General features: G+C 60.3%; 24 protein-coding genes. All 24 read right to left on the bottom strand.

Annotated elements, in window-relative coordinates; genetic code table 11:
• Nucleotides 1–3: 3 nt before the first annotated feature.
• Complete coding sequence (gene rpsH, locus GPK89_RS04440) at nucleotides 4–402, bottom strand: 30S ribosomal protein S8 (protein WP_215691748.1); 399 nt, start codon at nucleotides 400–402, stop codon at nucleotides 4–6.
• A 66-nt stretch (nucleotides 403–468) separates the two neighbouring features.
• Nucleotides 469–654, bottom strand: a complete 186-nt coding sequence (locus GPK89_RS04445) for a type Z 30S ribosomal protein S14 (protein ID WP_215691749.1) — start codon at nucleotides 652–654, stop codon at nucleotides 469–471.
• Between the two features lie 15 nt (nucleotides 655–669).
• On the bottom strand, nucleotides 670–1,209 hold the full coding sequence (gene rplE / locus GPK89_RS04450) for a 50S ribosomal protein L5 (RefSeq protein WP_078783567.1): 540 nt from the start codon (nucleotides 1,207–1,209) through the stop codon (nucleotides 670–672).
• 14 nt (nucleotides 1,210–1,223) lie between these two features.
• A complete protein-coding gene (gene rplX, locus GPK89_RS04455; protein ID WP_215691750.1) occupies nucleotides 1,224–1,538 on the bottom strand; it encodes a 50S ribosomal protein L24 in 315 nt (104 codons plus the stop codon).
• 15 nt (nucleotides 1,539–1,553) lie between these two features.
• Nucleotides 1,554–1,922, bottom strand: a complete 369-nt coding sequence (rplN, locus tag GPK89_RS04460) for a 50S ribosomal protein L14 (RefSeq protein ID WP_007047286.1) — start codon at nucleotides 1,920–1,922, stop codon at nucleotides 1,554–1,556.
• Nucleotides 1,923–1,955: 33 nt separating this feature from the next.
• Nucleotides 1,956–2,210, bottom strand: coding sequence for a 30S ribosomal protein S17 (gene rpsQ / locus GPK89_RS04465; protein ID WP_078783565.1), 255 nt, complete (start codon nucleotides 2,208–2,210; stop codon nucleotides 1,956–1,958).
• Between the two features lie 15 nt (nucleotides 2,211–2,225).
• A complete protein-coding gene (gene rpmC, locus GPK89_RS04470) occupies nucleotides 2,226–2,423 on the bottom strand; it encodes a 50S ribosomal protein L29 (RefSeq protein WP_078783564.1) in 198 nt (65 codons plus the stop codon).
• Nucleotides 2,420–2,860, bottom strand: a complete 441-nt coding sequence (rplP, locus tag GPK89_RS04475) for a 50S ribosomal protein L16 (protein WP_078783563.1) — start codon at nucleotides 2,858–2,860, stop codon at nucleotides 2,420–2,422. Before rplP ends, rpmC begins: the two co-directional genes overlap by 4 nt.
• The gene (rpsC, locus tag GPK89_RS04480) at nucleotides 2,860–3,564 is read right to left on the bottom strand and encodes a 30S ribosomal protein S3 (RefSeq protein WP_078783562.1); all 705 of its coding nucleotides are present in this window, start codon (nucleotides 3,562–3,564) and stop codon (nucleotides 2,860–2,862) included. The genes rplP and rpsC overlap by 1 nt, the downstream gene beginning before the upstream one ends.
• Before the next feature lie 12 nt (nucleotides 3,565–3,576).
• Entirely contained in the window at nucleotides 3,577–3,912 is a 336-nt protein-coding gene (rplV, locus tag GPK89_RS04485; protein ID WP_078783561.1) for a 50S ribosomal protein L22, read from the bottom strand.
• A gap of 17 nt (nucleotides 3,913–3,929) precedes the next feature.
• Nucleotides 3,930–4,205 carry a 30S ribosomal protein S19 gene (rpsS, locus tag GPK89_RS04490; RefSeq protein WP_078783560.1) on the bottom strand — a complete coding sequence of 92 codons (276 nt, stop codon included), beginning with the start codon at nucleotides 4,203–4,205 and terminating at the stop codon, nucleotides 3,930–3,932.
• 16 nt (nucleotides 4,206–4,221) lie between these two features.
• Nucleotides 4,222–5,052 (bottom strand): 50S ribosomal protein L2, encoded by an 831-nt coding sequence (rplB, locus tag GPK89_RS04495; RefSeq protein WP_078783559.1) that lies wholly within the window; start codon nucleotides 5,050–5,052, stop codon nucleotides 4,222–4,224.
• Between the two features lie 103 nt (nucleotides 5,053–5,155).
• A complete protein-coding gene (gene rplW / locus GPK89_RS04500) occupies nucleotides 5,156–5,449 on the bottom strand; it encodes a 50S ribosomal protein L23 (RefSeq protein ID WP_078783558.1) in 294 nt (97 codons plus the stop codon).
• The gene (gene rplD, locus GPK89_RS04505) at nucleotides 5,449–6,069 is read right to left on the bottom strand and encodes a 50S ribosomal protein L4 (protein WP_078783557.1); all 621 of its coding nucleotides are present in this window, start codon (nucleotides 6,067–6,069) and stop codon (nucleotides 5,449–5,451) included. Before rplD ends, rplW begins: the two co-directional genes overlap by 1 nt.
• 14 nt (nucleotides 6,070–6,083) lie before the next feature.
• Complete coding sequence (rplC, locus tag GPK89_RS04510) at nucleotides 6,084–6,716, bottom strand: 50S ribosomal protein L3 (protein WP_215691751.1); 633 nt, start codon at nucleotides 6,714–6,716, stop codon at nucleotides 6,084–6,086.
• 166 nt (nucleotides 6,717–6,882) lie between these two features.
• Nucleotides 6,883–7,194, bottom strand: a complete 312-nt coding sequence (rpsJ, locus tag GPK89_RS04515) for a 30S ribosomal protein S10 (RefSeq protein ID WP_078783555.1) — start codon at nucleotides 7,192–7,194, stop codon at nucleotides 6,883–6,885.
• A gap of 749 nt (nucleotides 7,195–7,943) precedes the next feature.
• On the bottom strand, nucleotides 7,944–8,990 hold the full coding sequence (locus GPK89_RS04520; protein ID WP_215691752.1) for a hypothetical protein: 1,047 nt from the start codon (nucleotides 8,988–8,990) through the stop codon (nucleotides 7,944–7,946).
• Between the two features lie 129 nt (nucleotides 8,991–9,119).
• Entirely contained in the window at nucleotides 9,120–10,874 is a 1,755-nt protein-coding gene (locus GPK89_RS04525; protein ID WP_215691753.1) for an Rqc2 family fibronectin-binding protein, read from the bottom strand.
• 136 nt (nucleotides 10,875–11,010) lie between these two features.
• On the bottom strand, nucleotides 11,011–11,766 hold the full coding sequence (locus tag GPK89_RS04530; protein ID WP_215691754.1) for a Nif3-like dinuclear metal center hexameric protein: 756 nt from the start codon (nucleotides 11,764–11,766) through the stop codon (nucleotides 11,011–11,013).
• Nucleotides 11,767–11,877: 111 nt separating this feature from the next.
• Nucleotides 11,878–12,552 (bottom strand): class I SAM-dependent methyltransferase, encoded by a 675-nt coding sequence (locus tag GPK89_RS04535; RefSeq protein ID WP_215691755.1) that lies wholly within the window; start codon nucleotides 12,550–12,552, stop codon nucleotides 11,878–11,880.
• Complete coding sequence (locus GPK89_RS04540) at nucleotides 12,539–12,745, bottom strand: DUF1858 domain-containing protein (RefSeq protein ID WP_215691756.1); 207 nt, start codon at nucleotides 12,743–12,745, stop codon at nucleotides 12,539–12,541. The genes GPK89_RS04535 and GPK89_RS04540 overlap by 14 nt, the downstream gene beginning before the upstream one ends.
• A 30-nt stretch (nucleotides 12,746–12,775) precedes the next feature.
• Nucleotides 12,776–15,025 (bottom strand): DUF2142 domain-containing protein, encoded by a 2,250-nt coding sequence (locus tag GPK89_RS04545; RefSeq protein ID WP_215691757.1) that lies wholly within the window; start codon nucleotides 15,023–15,025, stop codon nucleotides 12,776–12,778.
• A 72-nt stretch (nucleotides 15,026–15,097) separates the two neighbouring features.
• Nucleotides 15,098–16,516, bottom strand: coding sequence for a hypothetical protein (locus GPK89_RS04550; RefSeq protein WP_215691758.1), 1,419 nt, complete (start codon nucleotides 16,514–16,516; stop codon nucleotides 15,098–15,100).
• 87 nt (nucleotides 16,517–16,603) lie between these two features.
• Nucleotides 16,604–16,882, bottom strand: coding sequence for a zinc-ribbon domain containing protein (locus tag GPK89_RS04555; protein WP_215691759.1), 279 nt, complete (start codon nucleotides 16,880–16,882; stop codon nucleotides 16,604–16,606).
• Nucleotides 16,883–16,972 lie beyond the last annotated feature (90 nt).

Below are 16,972 nucleotides of genomic sequence, written 5' to 3' on the forward strand. Positions count from 1 at the left end.
TTCTTACCACACAAAGGCGAGAACTTCACCGCCGACATGAGCAGCGCGGGCTGCCTTGTCGGTCATGACGCCTTTAGAGGTGGAGATGATTGCGGTGCCCAGGCCCTTCATGACCTTGGGCATATCCTCGCAGTTGGTGTAAATACGCAGGCCAGGCTTAGAAACGCGCTTCAGGCCGGCGATGACCGGAGTACCATTCTCCTGGTACTTCAGGTTCAGGGTGATGGTCCCCTGCTTGTTGTCCTCGGTCACTTTCATACCCTTGATGTAGCCCTCGTCAACCAGGATCTGGCAGATCGCCTTCTTCAGGTTAGATGCGGGGATGTCCACGGAAGGGTGTTTGGCAGTGCTAGCATTGCGGATGCGGGTCAGCAGGTCCGCGATAGGATCGGTGATTTGCATGCCACTAACCTCCTTAGGTTGTGTTTAAGAGTGTTGTTATTCGTTCAGACAGAAGCAATCAAGGGCTTACCAGGAAGCCTTCTTGACGCCGGGGATCTCGCCCTTGTAAGCCAGCTCACGGAAGCAGATACGGCAGACACCGTACTTGCGCAGGTAAGCGTGGGGACGACCGCAGATCTTGCAGCGGTTGTAAGCGCGGGTCGAGAACTTGGCGGGCTGCTGCTGCTTGAGCTTCATAGAAAGTTTAGCCATTTACAGTTCCCTCCCTTAGTTTGCGAACGGAGCGCCCAGAGCCTTCAGCAGCTCCTTGGCTTCCTCGTCGGTCTTTGCGGTGGTGACAAAGCAGATGTCCATGCCGCGGATCGCGTCGACCTTGTCGAAGTCGATCTCAGGGAAGATGATCTGCTCTTTCAGGCCGAAAGCGTAGTTGCCGCGGCCGTCGAAGCTGTTGCCGTTGATGCCGCGGAAGTCGCGGACACGGGGCAGCGCCACATTGAAGAGGCGGTCGACGAACTCGTACATACGCTCACCACGCAGGGTGACCTTAGCGCCGATGGGCATACCCTCGCGCAGCTTAAAGTTTGCAACGCTCTTGCGGGCCTTGCAGACGATAGCCTTCTGGCCGGTGATCTGGCCCAGGTCGGCGACGATGGCGTCGATGACCTTGGCGTTCTCCTTAGCCTCACCAGCTGCAACGTTGATGATGACCTTATCCAGCTTGGGGATCTGCATAACGCTCTTGTAGCCGAACTTTTTGTTCAGGGCCGGAGCGATCTCGTTGACATACTGTTCTTTCAAACGTGCCATTGTGTACTCCTCCCTTACAGTTCAGCGCCGCACTTGCGGCAAACGCGGACGGTCTTGCCGTCCTTGACAGAATGGCCCACGCGGGTGGCCTTGCCACACTTGGGGCAGACGGGCATGACCTTGCAGGCGTAGATAGCGCCCTCGGCCTTGACGATGCCGCCCTGCTCACCCTGACGGCGAGGCTTGACGTGCTTCGTGACCATGTTCAGGCCCTCGACAATGACCTTGCCCTCTTTCGGGGAGGTCTGCAGGACCTTGCCGGTCTTGCCCTTGTACTTGCCGGAGATGACCATGACGTTGTCGCCGGTTTTAACATGAAGATTGTTCATTTAATTAAAACCTCCTTACAGCGATTCCGGAGCCAGGCTCAGGATCTTGGTGAAGCCGGCGTCGCGCAGCTCGCGAGCGACGGGTCCAAAGATACGAGTGCCCTTGGGGCTCTTGTCGGCCATGACGATAACGGCGGCGTTCTCATCAAAGCGGATGTAGGAGCCGTCGTCACGGCGCAGGCCGTGCTTGCTACGGACGATGACGGCCTTGACCACGTCGCCCTTCTTCACGGTACCACCGGGAGCAGCCTTCTTGACGCTGCAAACCACGATGTCACCGATGTTTGCGTATCTCTTGCGGGTACCGCCCAGTACACGGAAGCACATTAACTCCTTAGCACCGGTATTGTCGGCCACTTTGAGATAAGTTTGCATCTGAACCATCTTTCAGGTCCTCCTTTCAAAGTACCAGGCTGATTATTTTGCCTTCTCGATGATCTTCACGAGACGCCAGTTGACGTCCTTGGAGATCTTGCGGGTCTCCATGATCTCGACGCGGTCGCCGATGCCGGCTTCGTTGTTCTCGTCATGGGCCTTGAACTTCTTGGTGCGCTTCAAGATCTTCTTGTACAGAGGGTGCTGGACGCTGTCCTTAACAGCGACAACGATGGTCTTGTCCATCTTGTCGGAGACAACGACGCCCACACGGGTCTTTCTCAGATTACGTTCCATGCTTTACCCTCCCTCTTAAGCGTTCTTGGCATTCTTCTCAGCCAGGACGGTCATCACGCGGGCGATGTCCTTCTTAACGGCCTCGATGCGAATGGGGTTGTCCAACTGGTTGATGGCGTGCTGAAAGCGCAGGTTGAAGAGTTCGGCCTTCAGGTCCTTGAGCTGCTTGTTCAGCTCGACATCGGTCATTTCGCGCAGTTCAGTGGCTTTCATTCAGCGTCACCCTCCTTTACAGTGTCAAGCTCCTCGCGCTTGACGAATTTGCAGCGAATCGGCAGCTTGTGGCTGGCCAGACGCAGGGCCTCGCGAGCGGTCTCCTCGTTGACATCAGCCAGCTCGAAGAGCACGCGGCCCGGCTTGACGACGGCGACCCAGTACTCGGGGCTGCCCTTACCGGAACCCATTCGGGTGCCGGCCGGCTTCTCGGTAACGGGCTTGTCGGGGAAGATCTTGATCCAGACCTTGCCGCCACGCTTGATATAACGGGTCATGGCAACACGGGCTGCCTCGATCTGGTTGGAGGTGATCCAAGCCGGCTCGAGAGCGACCAGGCCGTAATCGCCCTGGTTGACCTTGTTGCCGCGCATGGCCTTACCGGTCATGCGGCCGCGCTGGACGCGGCGATACTTAACACGCTTCGGCAGTAACATTACTGTTTGCCTCCTTCCTTCTTGGCGGGGGCTTTGGCGCCCTTCAGGATCTCGCCTTTGTAGATCCAAACCTTGACGCCGACCTTACCGTAGGTGGTGTTGGCCTCAGCGAAGCCGTAGTCGATGTCAGCGCGCAGAGTCTGCAGGGGGATGGTGCCCTCATGGTAGCTCTCAACGCGGGCGATGTCCGCGCCGGCCAGACGGCCGGAGCAGGTGACCTTGATACCCTTGGCAGGCGTGGCGCTGCGGTCACGGGGCTGCATGGCATTGCGGATGGCCTGCTTCATAGCGCGGCGGAAAGCGATGCGGCGCTCCAGCTGGGAAGCAACGTCCTCAGCAACGAGCTGTGCATTGGTGGTGGTGCCCTTGACCTCAATGATGTTGAGGTTGACGGCCTTGCCGGTCAGCTTTGCCAGCTGCTTCTCGATCTTGGCGCTCTCAGCACCGCCCTTGCCGATAACGATGCCCGGCTTTGCGCAGAAGACATTGACCTTCACGCGGGGGGCACCGGTCTGGGAGTCGACGGTACGCTCGATCTCGATCTTGGGAACGCCGGCAGCGTACAGCTGCTTCTTCAGGGTCTTACGGATCTTGTAATCCTCGACCAGGGTGTCGCCGAATGCCTGCTTAGAGGTAAACCAGCGGCTGTCCCAATCTTTGATAACACCCACGCGCATGCCGTGGGGATTGACTTTCTGGCCCATTTGTTTACCTCCTTACTGTTTCTCTTTCAGCACAACAGTCATGTGGCTGGTGCGCTTCAGGATGCGGTATGCACGGCCCTGTGCGCGAGGCATGATGCGCTTGAGCGTGGGGCCGGGGCAGACGTAGCATTCTGCGACGTAGAGATTGTTGCGATCCATGTTGAAGTTGTTTTCCGCATTAGCGGCAGCAGAATTCACCAGCTTGAGAAGGGGCTCGCAGGCGGCCTTCGGGGTGTACTGCAGGATAGCCAGCGCTTCGTCCAGGGGTTTGTTACGGATGAGGTCCATCACGATCGAAACCTTGCGGGGACTAATGCGGGCGTAACGGAGAATAGCCCGTGCTTCCATTCGATGTTCCTCCTCTCTTATTTGCCAGCGGTCTTAGCGCCGACGTGGCCGGTGAACTTGCGGGTAGGTGCAAACTCGCCCAGCTTGTGGCCAACCATGTCCTCGGTAACGTACACGGGCACATGCTTGCGGCCGTCATGGACGGCGAAGGTGTGACCGACGAACTCGGGGAAGATGGTGGAGGAGCGGCTCCAGGTCTTCACGACGCTCTTCTTGCCAGCCTCGTTCAGAGCCTCAACCTTCTTGTACAGGGAAGGCAGAACGTAAGGGCCCTTCTTAGTGCTTCTAGACATTGTTCAAAAACCTCCCTTAGCCGTTGGCGCGCTTGACAATGAACTTGTCGCTGCGAGCCTTGTGTTTGCGGGTCTTCAGGCCCAGAGCGGGCTTGCCCCACGGAGTACGCGGGCTGGAATGACCAACCGGAGCGCGGCCCTCGCCACCACCATGAGGATGGTCGCAGGGGTTCATGACGGAACCACGGCTGCCGGGGCGGACGCCCATGTGGCGCTTGCGGCCGGCCTTGCCGAGGTTGACGTTCTCGTGGTCGAGGTTGGAAACAACGCCGATGGTGGCGATGCAGTTCAGACGAACGTTGCGCATCTCACCGGAGGGCAGACGGACCAGAGCGTAGCCATTCTCCTTAGCCATCAGCTGAGCCATAACGCCAGCGGAACGGACCAGCTGGCCGCCCTTGCCGGGATACAGCTCGATGTTGTGGATCATGGTACCAACGGGGATGTTCTCGAAGGGCAGAGCGTTGCCGGGCTTGATGTCAGCGTTGGGGCCAGCCATGATGGTGTCGCCAACCTTCAGACCATCGGGAGCCAGGATGTAGCTCTTGGCGCCGTCCTCGTACTCAACGAGTGCGATGAAGGCGGAACGGTTCGGGTCATACTCCAGCGTCTTGACGGTGGCGGGGACATCAAACTTGTTGCGCTTGAAGTCGATGACACGGTACTTGACGCGGTTGCCGCCGCCGTGATGGCGGACGGTGATCTTGCCGGTGTTGTTGCGGCCGGCATGCTTCTTCTTGGACTCGAGCAGGCTGCGCTCCGGATCGACCTTGGACAGCACGCTGTAGTCAGTAACAGTCATGCCACGGCGACCGGGGGTAGTCGGCTTGTACTTCTTGATAGCCATGTTGATCTCCTTGTTGTTATCTTATGAATTTTTATCGGGGTCATATCCCCATAACCGGGCCCCTCGGCGGGGCCCTCAAGACGGCCTTGCGGCCATCCGGTCATCAAACCATGGAGTTGAAGAACTCGATCTCCTTGGAGTCGGCAGTCAGGGTGACGATGGCCTTCTTGCTCTTGGCAGTGTAGCCGGCGTGCATGCCCTGGCGGCGATAGCGACCACGGACGGAGATGGTGTTGACCTTGGCGACCTTCACGCCGAACAGCTCTTCAACAGCGTTGGCGATGTCGATCTTGGTGGCGTCGGTAGCGACCTTGAAGGTGTACTTCTTGTCAGCGATGCCAGCCATGGAGTTCTCGGTGATGACGGGGGCGAGAACGATGTCCTGTGCGAATTTCATCACGCATATACCTCCTCAAGTTTCTTGGCAGCGTCAACGCTCAGGATGAGCTTGTCGGCGTTGACAACATCGTAGGTGTTGATGCCGGTAGCGGCGGTCTGGACACCGGGGATGTTGGCGGCGCTCTTGACGAACTTGGCGTCCAGAGTGTCATTGACGATCAGGTTCTTCTTGCCTGCGCCGACAGCGGCCAGGAAAGCAACGACGGTCTTGGTCTTGTACTCGTCAGCGGCGATCTTGTCGACCAGGATCATGTTGCCGTTGGCAGCCTTGTCAGACAGGGCGCTGAGCAGAGCCAGACGCTTGACCTTCTTGTTGATGGTGTAGTAGTAGCTGCGGGGCTTGGGGCCCAGAGCAACACCGCCGTGGGTCCACTGCGGAGCACGGATAGAGCCCTGACGAGCGTGGCCGGTGCCCTTCTGGCGCCAAGGCTTCTTGCCGCCGCCGCGGACTTCCTTGCGGATCTTGGTGTTCTGGGTGCCCTGGCGCTGGTTGGCCAGGAAGTTGACGACTGCCTCGTGGACAGCCTTCTCGTTCGGGGTGATCCCGAACACGGCGTCGGAAAGCTCAACGGTGGAAACCTTCTTGCCGTTCATATCGACGACATCAAACTGTGCCATTGTGTTTTCCTCCTTTACGCTTTCACGCTGTCGTGGATGGTCACGACCGAGCCCTTCGGGCCGGGGATCGCACCCTTGATCGCGATCAGATTGTTCTCAGCGTCGACCTTGACGACGCTCAGGTTCTGGACGGTCACGCGGACCGCACCCATGTGGCCGGGCAGACGCTTGCCCTTGAACACGCGGGACGGGCTGGAAGTGGAACCGTTAGAACCGGCATGACGTGCAACAGGGCCGGTGCCGTGGCTCTCACGCAGGCGGTGCTGGCCAAAGCGCTTGATAACGCCCTGATAGCCCTTGCCCTTGCTGGTGCCGACAACGTCAACCTTGTCGCCCTCTGCGAAGACATCAGCCTTGAGGATGTCGCCGACGTTGACGGCAGCGATGTCATCAAAACGGAACTCACGCAGGGTGCGCTTGGGAGCGACGTCAGCCTTGTCGAAGTGACCCTTGGCGGCCTTGTTGACCTTCTTGGCGCTCACTTCGCCGTAGCCCATCTGAACAGCCTGGTAGCCGTCAGACTCAACAGTCTTCTTCTGCACGACGGTGCAGGGGCCGGCCTCGATGATGGTGACCGGAACGACCTTGCCGTTGGCGTCGAACAGCTGGGTCATGCCCAGCTTCTTGCCGATGATACCTTTTTGCATTGTGTTTGTCCTCCTGTAAAGGTTATTGGTTGGTGGTTTCCCATCAACATGACCTCTCCGCTGTTTGCATTGCAGCGAGATGGTGCTTTACCGTGTCTTTCCATTACACGCCGACCGTTCACGGATCACGGCCGCGCGTATCGGCCATTATAATGTAGAAACTCGATTACAGCTTGATCTCGATGTCAACGCCGGCGGGGAGCTGCAGGCTCATGAGAGCCTCGACCGTCTTGTTGGACGGCTTCAGAATGTCGATCAGACGCTTGTGCGTGCGGGTCTCGAACTGCTCACGGCTGTCCTTGTACTTGTGGACAGCGCGCAGGATCGTGACGACCTCCTTGTCGGTGGGCAGAGGGATCGGGCCGGAAACGCGAGCGCCAGTGCGCTTAGCGGTCTCCACGATCTTCTGTGCCGCAGCATCGATCAGGGATGCATCGTAGCTCTTCAGACGGATTCTGATTTTTTCTTTGACTGCCATTGCATTCGCCTCCTATAAAATTTTGCGCCTTAGGCGAGCCGATAAATTACACACGTTTCCGGGTGTTCAACCTTTTCGCATGACAAAATCCGGTGAACCGTTTTACACAGTTCTCCCGGAAAGAATCATTACAAAGTAAGGTGAACATTGGTCCGCACCGCAGAATGCAGTGGCGTACATATCCCTTTGTTTCCGTAATTCTTTCGCCCGGTTCTAAGATCGGACATACTCCGCGGAAAAACCCGCCAGCCTCTCGGCTATATGGCGGCAACCTCCCGCATCAACGCATATCGCGGCTTGCGCAGCTTGTTTTATCTGCACAAGCCTTCCGCAGCCAAGAAAGATTATAGCACACGTTTCCCGGCGTTGCAAGTGTTTTTTGGCATTTTTATAAAATTTTTTTGAGAAATTTTTACGTTATGCCGAAAGTGGCGTTTGTTGAGAGGGTTTTCAACAGAGTGCATGGTTTTTGGGGAAAGAAGTCCTGTTTTTCAGGCAAATTGCAGCGTGAAAAGTTATTGCTCTGTAGGGGCCGCACATGTGCGGCCCGCAGCTGTAAGGTAAACGGTCATTTGCGGGAAGGCCGCGGGCCGGGCGCTTGTCGGCGCACAACGAGCGCCGACAGTTTGCAAGCAAACACGCTCGCGCGGTTGTTTGCCCCGCAGGGGCAAACATTGTTCGCGCCCCGGTTTCGTTCCACTCAACCGTGGTCCTACGCTCACAACCCCGCAATGCCCGGCCCCTACAACTCAGTTGGGCAGCTCCAGCGCGTCCACCCGCCAGCCATTCTCCGTCGGCACCAGGCGCACCGTCGTTACAGTGGCGGTATCGGGCACAATCGTCTCCTCCCCCGCCCAGCCCGCGAAGTCCTCGTTCTCACAAGTCAGCACGACTTGATAAAACGTAAGGCTTCCGTCAGGCTGTAATTCCGGCTCGGTAAAGACATGCCCGCAGTAAGCAATATTACTGCCGCGGTCACCATCGATCGTCAGGATTGTGTCACTCTCCCCTTCCGCAAAAGGCGCGGGATCCATGTTCAGCATATCATCGATCCAAGCATCGGAATAGACTGTGTGCAGAAAGCTGCTGAACTCCGAGAACTTTGTGTAGAACGCACCGTCCGTCGCATAGCCCTGAAGCCATCCCGGCAAACCCTCCACAGACTCGAAGGGCATAAAGCCCGCATGCATCCCAAACCAATGGTACTGGAAGTAATACGCCGAGGCCAGCGCAGCCCGGGCCTGCTTGTCCAGCGAAGCAGGAACATCGCTGACTTCTGTGCGGTCGTAGTAGCCTTCTACCCATGGCGCATTGACTGTGACGGTGACGACATTGTTCTCAGGCACTGTGTAGGGCTCAGCTTGCACTTTCAGGTCCCAGTAGCGTCCGCCGTTGCGGCTATAGTTATCCTGCCAGTCCGGGTTCAGCTCTTTTATGTTTTCCACCGTCGTGTGGAAAATCTCCGCCACTTCTTCCAGCGAATCCGCCGAGTAACGGAGCGTCACGCCCTCGGTGGGCCAGACAACTTTTTCGCCCTGCTGCAGCAGTGGTTTATGCGGTGCGCTGAATGTGTAGTCCGGCATCCGGCAGCCCGCATCGCCCCGCCAGTCATCGAAGGAGACTTCCTCGTACACCGCCATCGTCGGGGACGGAGTGGCTGTCGGCGCCTCGGTAGGCGCCGGGGTTATGACAGGTGTTGCGGTCGGGTCAGGCGTTGGGGTGATGCTGCCCGCCGGGGCAGAAGCGCACGCAGTAAGAAAAATAAGAGATGCAAGAATTGCAGCGCATTTTTTCATAACGTACCTCATCGAAAGATGCCCTGTAGGGGCCGCACATGTGCGGCCCGCAGCTGTATGGCAGACGACTGCTTACGGGAAAGCCGAAGGCCGGGCCTGCCCGGCCCCTACCGTGCGCTGATGGAATATTCACTTCCGTTTCAGCTGCTCCTCCAGCCCGGCACGCGGGGTGATGTAGACGGTGGTGTAGACCTCGTACAGGACCATGCCGGGCTTGGCGCCGTTGGCTTTCCAGATGTTCTTGACCTCGGTGGTATCCACTGCCACCTTCGCGCCGCCATTCTGGCTGGAATGGAGTACCGCCAACTCGGCGGCCTCCTGCCTGGTCGTGTCGGGGATATCTTCTCCCCTGCTCATGACAACGCAGTGGCTGCCGGGGGCTTTCTGCACATGGAACCACAAATCTTTACCGCGGGCGGTGTGCAGGGTCAGCTTGTCGTTCTGCAAGTTGTTCCGGCCCACCAGAATTTCAAACCCGTCGCTGGAAGTATACCGCAGGAAATCCGCGGGCTTCTGCTTGCGGTCGCGCTGCTTGTAGTATTTCAGGTAGCCCTGGCTCTTGAGCTCGGCCCGGATCTCATTCAGTGCCATCTCACCCGGGGCGCTCTCCACCTCGTACAGGACCGTGCGCAGGTACTCGATCTCGGCCTCGCCCTCCACCAGCAGCTTTTGCAGCATGGCGTGGGCGGTCTGCTTCTTTTTGTAATCGCGGAAATACTTCTGCGCGTTCTCGTTGCCGCCCAGACGCGGATCGAGTTTGATGGTCACATCCTCGCCGGTGTAGTAGTTCTGCACCGTGACCTGGCGGTCGCCCTTGTGGATGGCCCAGAGGTTGGCCTGCAAAAGCTCACCATACAGCCGCAGCGTGTCGGCCTTAGCGGATTGGCTCAGTTCCTCTTTGCGGGCCGCCTGTTTGCGGACGGAACGATCGTACATATTATGGACGGCCTTGTACAGCTCGCGGCTCTTCTGGCGCAGGCGCTCGGCGCGGTCCTTGGTGGCGTAGTAATCCTCGAGCATTTCGCTGTAACTCGGGTACTGGGTCAGAATCGCCTCGCTGCCGTACTGCTGCGGGACAAAGAAGCTGAACTCCACCGGTTTGGGCGCACCGTCCGCCTGGGGCAGCCGCACCGCCGTCGGCGTGCCGCCGTGGGCGTGCTCGTCCTTCAGTGCATCGATGGCCGCCGCCAGCTTTGCTTTTTCCTCGGCGGTCAAATCACAGGCCAGCGCCGGTGTTTCGCCCAGTGCGCGGCAGACAGCCTCCCGCACGACGACCGGGCCAACGCCCGCCACCGTTTTGCCCAACGCCTGGGCCACCGGCAGATCCTTCTCGCAGGCGGCCGCCACAATAGACGCAGCACTTGCCTCGAGGAAGTCCGGCCGCGCGGGCTTGGGCGGCAGCGTGTAGGCCAGGCCGGGCAGCAGCTGGCGGACCTCGCTGTCGTCAAAGTCCACACGCTTCAGCGCATCGATGATACGGCCATCCTGTACGAGCACGAGGTTGGAGTAACGGCCCATCAGCTCCACGGCCAGCGTGTTGGTGACTAGGTCGCCCATCTCGTTGGTGCAGCGGAAGTCAAAATACACGATGCGGTCGCCCGGCTCGCGGCGCAGCTCGATGAGCCGCCCGCCGGTCAGGTGCTTGCGCAGCAGCATACAGAAACCCGGCGGCGTGAGTGGATTTTCGAAGCTTTCCTTCGTCAGGCAAACGCGGGCCGAACCGCTGCGGGCCGACAGCAGCAGGCGGTGAGTCTCGGTGCGGGTGCGCAGCGTCATCAGCACCTCGTCGCGGGTCGGCTCAAAAATTTTGTCGATCTTCGCGTCGAGCAGGGTCGTTTTCAGTTCACCGGCGACCAGCGCCAGCGTTGCGGCATCTAGTGACATAGGGAGAATCCTCCGAGATACTATAAGGTAAGCGAGAAGAGTGAAAAGAGAAGAGATCCTGACGCGATGGAAAAGCTGTATGCCGGGCTTTTGCCTCGTCCCGTCTTCCTCCCTCTTCTTTCTTCTCTTTTTTCTACTATAATAAGTAAGAATACGGGTCTTTGTCGGCCTCGGCGTGGGCGACGGCCAGCTGGGGGAACTGCTTGGCAATGTGGGCGGCCAGCACGTCGGCGACGGCGTGCTCGGTGCCCCAGTGGCCCGCCACGACCAGGCCGACGCCCTTTTCCTTTGCCAGCAGGGCGATATGGTGCGCAGCCTCGCCGGTGACAAGGCAGTCCGCACCCAGGTCGATGGCCTCCTGCAAGTAGCTGCCGCCCCCGCCGCTGACCTCAGCCAGGCAGGTAACGGGCTTCTGGCCGTTCACATACTTGACGCCGCTGTGCAGCGTGTCGGCGCAGAACTTTGCCAGCGCTTCCACAGTGGTTGGCATCGTGGTCCCGATGCGGCCGCAGCCCTCGGCAAAGCTTTCACGCCCTTCGGCGGCAATGCCGAGGATATCACAAAGGGTATCGTTGACGCCGCCCGGTGCGGCATCCAGATTCGTGTGCATACAGATGGCAGAGATGCCATTTTTCATCAGCAGCGCGGGTACATCGTCGGCGTGCAGACTTTTGATGGGGTGGAAGATGACCGGGTGATGGCTGACGATGAGCTGGCAGTCGTTTTCCACAGCCTCCCGCACGACGGCGGGGGTAATGTCCAGCGTGGTCAGCACCCCGTCCACCGGCGTGCCTGCATCGACGAGCAGTCCGACGTTATCCCAATCCAGCGCCAGTGCGGGCGGCGCGACCGCCTGCAGCAGGCCCAAAATCTGCTGTACCGTTACTGACATGATAATTCCTCCAAAAAGTTTGTATGCGGGGCAACACCCTGCGGGCGCATATGGAATGCGCCCCTACAAGTGGAGCCCGTAGGGGCGGATTCCATATCCGCCCGTGAATGTTCACCCTGCCGCCAGCCTGTCCAATTCCGCGATAAGCGCCCCCACCGCGTCCTTTTCTGCGCCGTCCGGCAGGCCGAGGCGGTACTTTTTCAGCTTCGCGTTCTGCACGGCGTAATAGTCCGCGCAGCCGGGCTGCCCCTGTGTCAGACCGGTCAGGCAGTACAGCCCATCCGGTTCGCGGGCATCGCCCGTGTACTGCGCGTTCATCACGGCGTACCACCGCCCCGCCGCCTGACAGAGCGTTTCGCCCCGCAGGGCAAAACCGCGCCGGGCCAGCCACCGCCGCAAGATGCTGTGCTTGGTGGCTGGCACCAGCACCAGATTGTACCGTGCATCAAACACCCAGGGAGCGGCCTCCAATATTTCTATGATCGTCTCCGCGCCCATGCCTGCGATGATGATGTCCTCGGCCTCGCCGGGGGCCAGCACTGCCAGCCCGCTGCCCAGGCGGAACTGCACCTTGTCCCCATAGGGGGCACAGGTCACGCGGGCTTTTTCCAGCGGGCCGGGGCGCAGGTCACAAGCCAAAACAAGCGGGCAGCGACCGCTGCCCGCCAGTGCGGCGCTTAATTTGCCGTGGTCACAGCCGATATCCGCTGCCACGCGCCCCGCCCGTACAAAGGCATAGGCGGCGGCCAAGCGGGCATCCAGCTGGGGTACCTTACAGGTGTGCAAAGTAGTCGTTCAGCTCGGCGACGAGCTCGTCGGGATCAACACCGTGGACAGCGCAGGCTTCCTCAACGGTCTCACCGTGGGAGGCCATGCAGCCCAGGCAGTGCATACCGGTGGCCAGGAAGATGGGCACGCAGCCCTGGGTGGGGTCGTTGTTCAGGATCTCGGCGATGATGGTATTCTTGGTAATGGTCATGAGAGTGTTCTCCTTTTAGAATGGTTTGATTTATGAAACCGGCTGCCAGCTGGCGTACAGGCCAAAGCCTTGCAGCAGGGTCAACAGAGTGCAGGCGGTAACGGCCAGCGCCGCCCCGCGGGAAGTATCGTGCCGCAGCGTAATGTTGCGGCCGCATTTGCAGAGCACCAGCACCAACGGCAGGATGGGCAGCCAGTAGCGGCCCTGCAAGCCAAAAAGCGTTTGGTAGTTGATGGGCGTCCAGTTCAGCGCCACGACGAGCGACGACGCCACGACGCAGAGGATGATGCCCACCACGCCGATCTTGGTGCGGCGGCCCAAGGGGGCGTCCGTCCCCTGCACCGGCAGCGCCGCTGCCAGCAGCGCCAGCACCAGGCCGACGCCCAGCAGCCAGCTGACATCGATGCGGTAGACGATCGGCTCACCCAGCGTCGTGCCCAGGATACCCTGCAGCCAGAGTGCCCCCTGCTCAGGGATCGTGCGCAGCAAGAGCTTCGTCGTGGCGGGCAGGTTGCGGCAGATATAGCCCAGCGAGAAGGTCCAGATGGAATCGCCGTTGGGGTTGGTCATCAGCAGCTGGTCAGGTTCCAGCCCGCCGCCCATGCGGGAAAGGGCAAGCACCCCACCGACGACAGCCAGCACCACCGCGCAGCCCAGGCCGCAGCGGAAGAGGCACAGCTTTTTCGGGTCGGTGTGTACTTTGTCATACAGCCAAAGCACCAGCCCGACCGCAGCGGCCAGCGCCGCGACGCCGACGACGAGCATCGCAAGGCTTATATCGCGGGCAGCGTAGACCAGTTCGCCCAAGTTGGCGGAGATCCACAGGCAACCCGCCAGTATGAGGGCGGCCTCCTGGATCAGCCGCCCGGAGCGCACCCTCGCCCCGAACGGCCCTTTGACAAATTCCGTCGAACCCACGAGATTTTCCACCGGGATAAGGAAGCAGAGCAGCACGACCGGCAGATAAATTGCCTTGGCCGGGCCGACCGCCCCGCCGAGCGCAATGAGCAGGATTTTTTCCCACCACACAGCCCGCTTCCGGCGCAGCCGCAGGCAGAGCGCCATGTAGCAGAACACCATGCCCAGCACCGACGCATCGGGCGAAAGGCTGGCCGCTAATTGCAGCGGCATCGGCAGCAGCGTCACGCAGGCCAGCAGCCCGCGCACCCCCGCCGGGGCCAGCGCCACGGCCAGTACAGCCAGCGTCAGATAGAAAACAAGGTTGAAGATACGGGCCTGGCGCAGCATGACGTAGAAGCTCGCCCCGCTGCTGCGGGCCAGCCGCAGGCCCAGCGCCTGGGGCAGGTAGTTACCACTCCCTTGCCCGGCCTTGGCCGTGCTGGCGGCGGTCAGTTCATCGGGGCCGCCCGGCTCCTGTTCGATGGCCAGCGCCTCGGCCTTGTAGGCGAGAATGCCGATCTCGCCGGTGCGGGTGCCAAAGTAGGGCGCGTCACACTCGCGGACCAGCAGATTGCCGTCGGCATCGGCGGGCTGTTCACCACCCAGGCGGCTGGCAAGCTCATAGGCGGCGGCCAGGTGGGTGTATTCATCGGGGGCGACCAGCGCGGGCGTGACCCGCACAAACGCCAGCCCGCAAAGCAGGCCCGCCACCGCGACCGTGACAGCCAGCGGCAGCTGCAAACCCGCCAACAGCACGGCGGCAAAGGCGCCCCCCGCCAGCAGCGGGGCCAGCTCGTTGGCCAACCGCGTCGGCCAGCTGCCGGAGTAATCGGTCATATATTGCAGCGCCAGCGTGGCGTTCTGGCTTTTGCCGTCGGCGGTCAGCGGCAGGTCCTTCACCGCCGTCTCGCTGGCCCAGAGGCCCAGCGGGCCTTCCCACTCCACGGCGTTATAAATGTGCAGGTAGACCGTCTCGGCCTGCTCCGCCGTGTAGGGGGCACCGAAGGAAAACCCGGTAAAGTTATCGTCAAACACGTTGGCATAATTGCCCGCAGCCTGGCGCAGCTCATTCCCGGCGGCATCGCACAGATCGACCATGACCATGCCCGCGCGGTAGAGCTGCCCGTGGGTGCTGAACCGCAGCCGCACGCCGTAGAGCGGCTCCCCGGCTTGCAGGGGAATGGCCTGGTCAAATCCTTCCTCGGGCAGGTCGATGACCTGGGTGTAGTCATCGTTGACGATCTCATAGACCGGCTGGTTGCCGACCCGCAGCTGCAGGTCGTACCCGACCCAGCGGCAGAGCAGCCAGACCGCAGCCGCCGCCAGCACTGCAGCCGCGATACTGCCGACGACGCGGCGCAGGGAGAGTTGTTTTTTCATAAGCACAATGCCTTTCTGGCAGGATGTACAGGAATCAGTGTTATTATACAGCATATAGGCCAAAAACGCAAATCACCGCTGCAGCTGATAGAGATACCAGGTCACTTCACCCTCGCCGCCGTTGTAGCTGCACTGGTCGATGACCTTGTACTGCGGGAAATCGCCGCCCAAATCACCGGTCAGCGCGGCGGCATAGCCAACTGCGCTGTTCACCAGCACGGCCTGCTGGTCAACCCACTGGTCGTCCAGCGGCATATTCGTCACGCAGAAATACTTGCAGGGCGGAAGCACCCCCGCCGTCGTGTAAAAGCCGCCGTCCAGCGTGCCGTAGTTGAGCAGCGATGCACCGTTGATTTTCGCAGCAAAGCGAGTCTGGGGCATCGTATCGGCATCACGGAACCGCAAGGCGCGGTTGGGGCTGAAGGCAAAGCACCAGGCCGCCCCCGCTGCCAGCCACAGAAGGCCGCAATTTCTGCGCGCGCCCCAAAGCGCCGCCAGCGGCACGATGCCCAACGGCGCGAACACGGCCAGCACAAGGCCGTAGTAGACGAGGTAGCCGCCCATCAGGCTTGTAAGCGCCAGCCCCGCAGCCAGTGCGGCCACGGCCGCCGCCGCGCTGAGCTTGCGCGCCGCTGCGGCCCAGATCAAAAACATTGTCAGCAGCACCGCCGCAGGCAGGGCGTCCCGCACAGTCCACCAAAGGTGCTGGGCCAAAGCCAGTGCCCCACCGCCCTCTCCTTTATAAAGGAAGAGGTTATCATAAAAGTAGCAGGTGAACCAGTCCCCCAGCGCACTGTTTACGCCGAAGTAGATGACCCACGGCAGGGTCGCCAGCGCCATGCCGCCGAGGTAGGCGGCCACGCTTTTGCCCAGCTGTGCCGCCCGCCCGCGCCACAGGTAGACGACGGCCAGCACCACCACCCAGGCGAGGTAGAACCCCAGCACCGTATACTTGAGCCAGAGGGCACATCCGGCCAGAAAACCGTGCAGCGCCACGGTGCGTAGCGGCATCGGGTGGGTGTCCTGCAGCGTTTTCACCGCACCGTACAGCGCAAACGCCAGAAACGGCAGCAGCAGTTCCTCGGCGCTGCCGCCGTGGGCAAAGGCCCGGCTGGCGGCAATGCCCGCTGCGGGCAGCACGGCCCAAGCCGGGTGCAGTGCCCGCCCGGCCAGCAGTTCCGCTGTGCGCAGACCGCAGTGCAAAAAAAACGCAAAAGCGATGATTTCCACCACCAGCACCCCGGTGAAGCCGGTATAGTCTATCAGCGATGCAAGACCGTACAAGAAGTACAGCACCGGGCCTTTGTGGTCGAACACATCCCGATAAAGCACCTTGCCGCGGAACATCGACTTGCCCATCGTGAAGAAGATGTTCGCGTCCATCCAGTCGTTGAGGACGTAGAGCGGCGAGGATTTGCTGCACAGCACCAGGGCAATGGCTGCGATACCCACCAGCCACGCCGTGCGCCGTGCGTTTTGTTTTGTAAGCATAGGCAGACCCTTAACAACAAACCACGCCCCGGCGGTAAGGCCGGGGCGCGGAATGGAACAATTCAACTATTTACACAAGCGCGTAAATCAGCCGTTCTCCTTCATCTTAGCGAAGCACTCGCTGCAGTAGACCGGGCGGTCCTCACGAGGCTGGAAGGGAACCTTGCAGGCCTTGCCACAGCTGGCGCAGGTTGCGTCGAACATCTGGCGCTCACCGCGGGTTGCGTTCTTGCGGGCATCGCGGCAGGGCTTGCAGCGCTGGGGCTGGTTCTCAAAACCACGGCTGGCGTAGAACTCCTGCTCGCCGGCGGTCCAAACGAACTCCTTGCCGCAATCCTTGCATACCAAAGTCTTGTCTTCGAACATAGTGGGTATCTCCTCTGTGTTTATTTTGCCCGCGGAAGAATCTAAAACAACGCATATGGAATGGACCAACTGAACTGATTTTAGGCGCTA

The organism is Gemmiger formicilis, from assembly GCF_018784445.1.
Lineage (GTDB): Bacteria > Bacillota > Clostridia > Oscillospirales > Ruminococcaceae > Gemmiger.

Coding starts and splice junctions, on each gene's coding strand:
- rpsH (WP_215691748.1), bottom strand. CDS start 402: ATGCAAATCACCGATCCTATCGCGGACCTGCTGACCCGCATCCGCAAT.
- GPK89_RS04445 (WP_215691749.1), bottom strand. CDS start 654: ATGGCTAAACTTTCTATGAAGCTCAAGCAGCAGCAGCCCGCCAAGTTC.
- rplE (WP_078783567.1), bottom strand. CDS start 1,209: ATGGCACGTTTGAAAGAACAGTATGTCAACGAGATCGCTCCGGCCCTG.
- rplX (WP_215691750.1), bottom strand. CDS start 1,538: ATGAACAATCTTCATGTTAAAACCGGCGACAACGTCATGGTCATCTCC.
- rplN (WP_007047286.1), bottom strand. CDS start 1,922: ATGGTTCAGATGCAAACTTATCTCAAAGTGGCCGACAATACCGGTGCT.
- rpsQ (WP_078783565.1), bottom strand. CDS start 2,210: ATGGAACGTAATCTGAGAAAGACCCGTGTGGGCGTCGTTGTCTCCGAC.
- rpmC (WP_078783564.1), bottom strand. CDS start 2,423: ATGAAAGCCACTGAACTGCGCGAAATGACCGATGTCGAGCTGAACAAG.
- rplP (WP_078783563.1), bottom strand. CDS start 2,860: ATGTTACTGCCGAAGCGTGTTAAGTATCGCCGCGTCCAGCGCGGCCGC.
- rpsC (WP_078783562.1), bottom strand. CDS start 3,564: ATGGGCCAGAAAGTCAATCCCCACGGCATGCGCGTGGGTGTTATCAAA.
- rplV (WP_078783561.1), bottom strand. CDS start 3,912: ATGGAAGCACGGGCTATTCTCCGTTACGCCCGCATTAGTCCCCGCAAG.
- rpsS (WP_078783560.1), bottom strand. CDS start 4,205: ATGTCTAGAAGCACTAAGAAGGGCCCTTACGTTCTGCCTTCCCTGTAC.
- rplB (WP_078783559.1), bottom strand. CDS start 5,052: ATGGCTATCAAGAAGTACAAGCCGACTACCCCCGGTCGCCGTGGCATG.
- rplW (WP_078783558.1), bottom strand. CDS start 5,449: ATGAAATTCGCACAGGACATCGTTCTCGCCCCCGTCATCACCGAGAAC.
- rplD (WP_078783557.1), bottom strand. CDS start 6,069: ATGGCACAGTTTGATGTCGTCGATATGAACGGCAAGAAGGTTTCCACC.
- rplC (WP_215691751.1), bottom strand. CDS start 6,716: ATGCAAAAAGGTATCATCGGCAAGAAGCTGGGCATGACCCAGCTGTTC.
- rpsJ (WP_078783555.1), bottom strand. CDS start 7,194: ATGGCAGTCAAAGAAAAAATCAGAATCCGTCTGAAGAGCTACGATGCA.
- GPK89_RS04520 (WP_215691752.1), bottom strand. CDS start 8,990: ATGAAAAAATGCGCTGCAATTCTTGCATCTCTTATTTTTCTTACTGCG.
- GPK89_RS04525 (WP_215691753.1), bottom strand. CDS start 10,874: ATGTCACTAGATGCCGCAACGCTGGCGCTGGTCGCCGGTGAACTGAAA.
- GPK89_RS04530 (WP_215691754.1), bottom strand. CDS start 11,766: ATGTCAGTAACGGTACAGCAGATTTTGGGCCTGCTGCAGGCGGTCGCG.
- GPK89_RS04540 (WP_215691756.1), bottom strand. CDS start 12,745: ATGACCATTACCAAGAATACCATCATCGCCGAGATCCTGAACAACGAC.
- GPK89_RS04545 (WP_215691757.1), bottom strand. CDS start 15,025: ATGAAAAAACAACTCTCCCTGCGCCGCGTCGTCGGCAGTATCGCGGCT.
- GPK89_RS04550 (WP_215691758.1), bottom strand. CDS start 16,516: ATGCTTACAAAACAAAACGCACGGCGCACGGCGTGGCTGGTGGGTATC.
- GPK89_RS04555 (WP_215691759.1), bottom strand. CDS start 16,882: ATGTTCGAAGACAAGACTTTGGTATGCAAGGATTGCGGCAAGGAGTTC.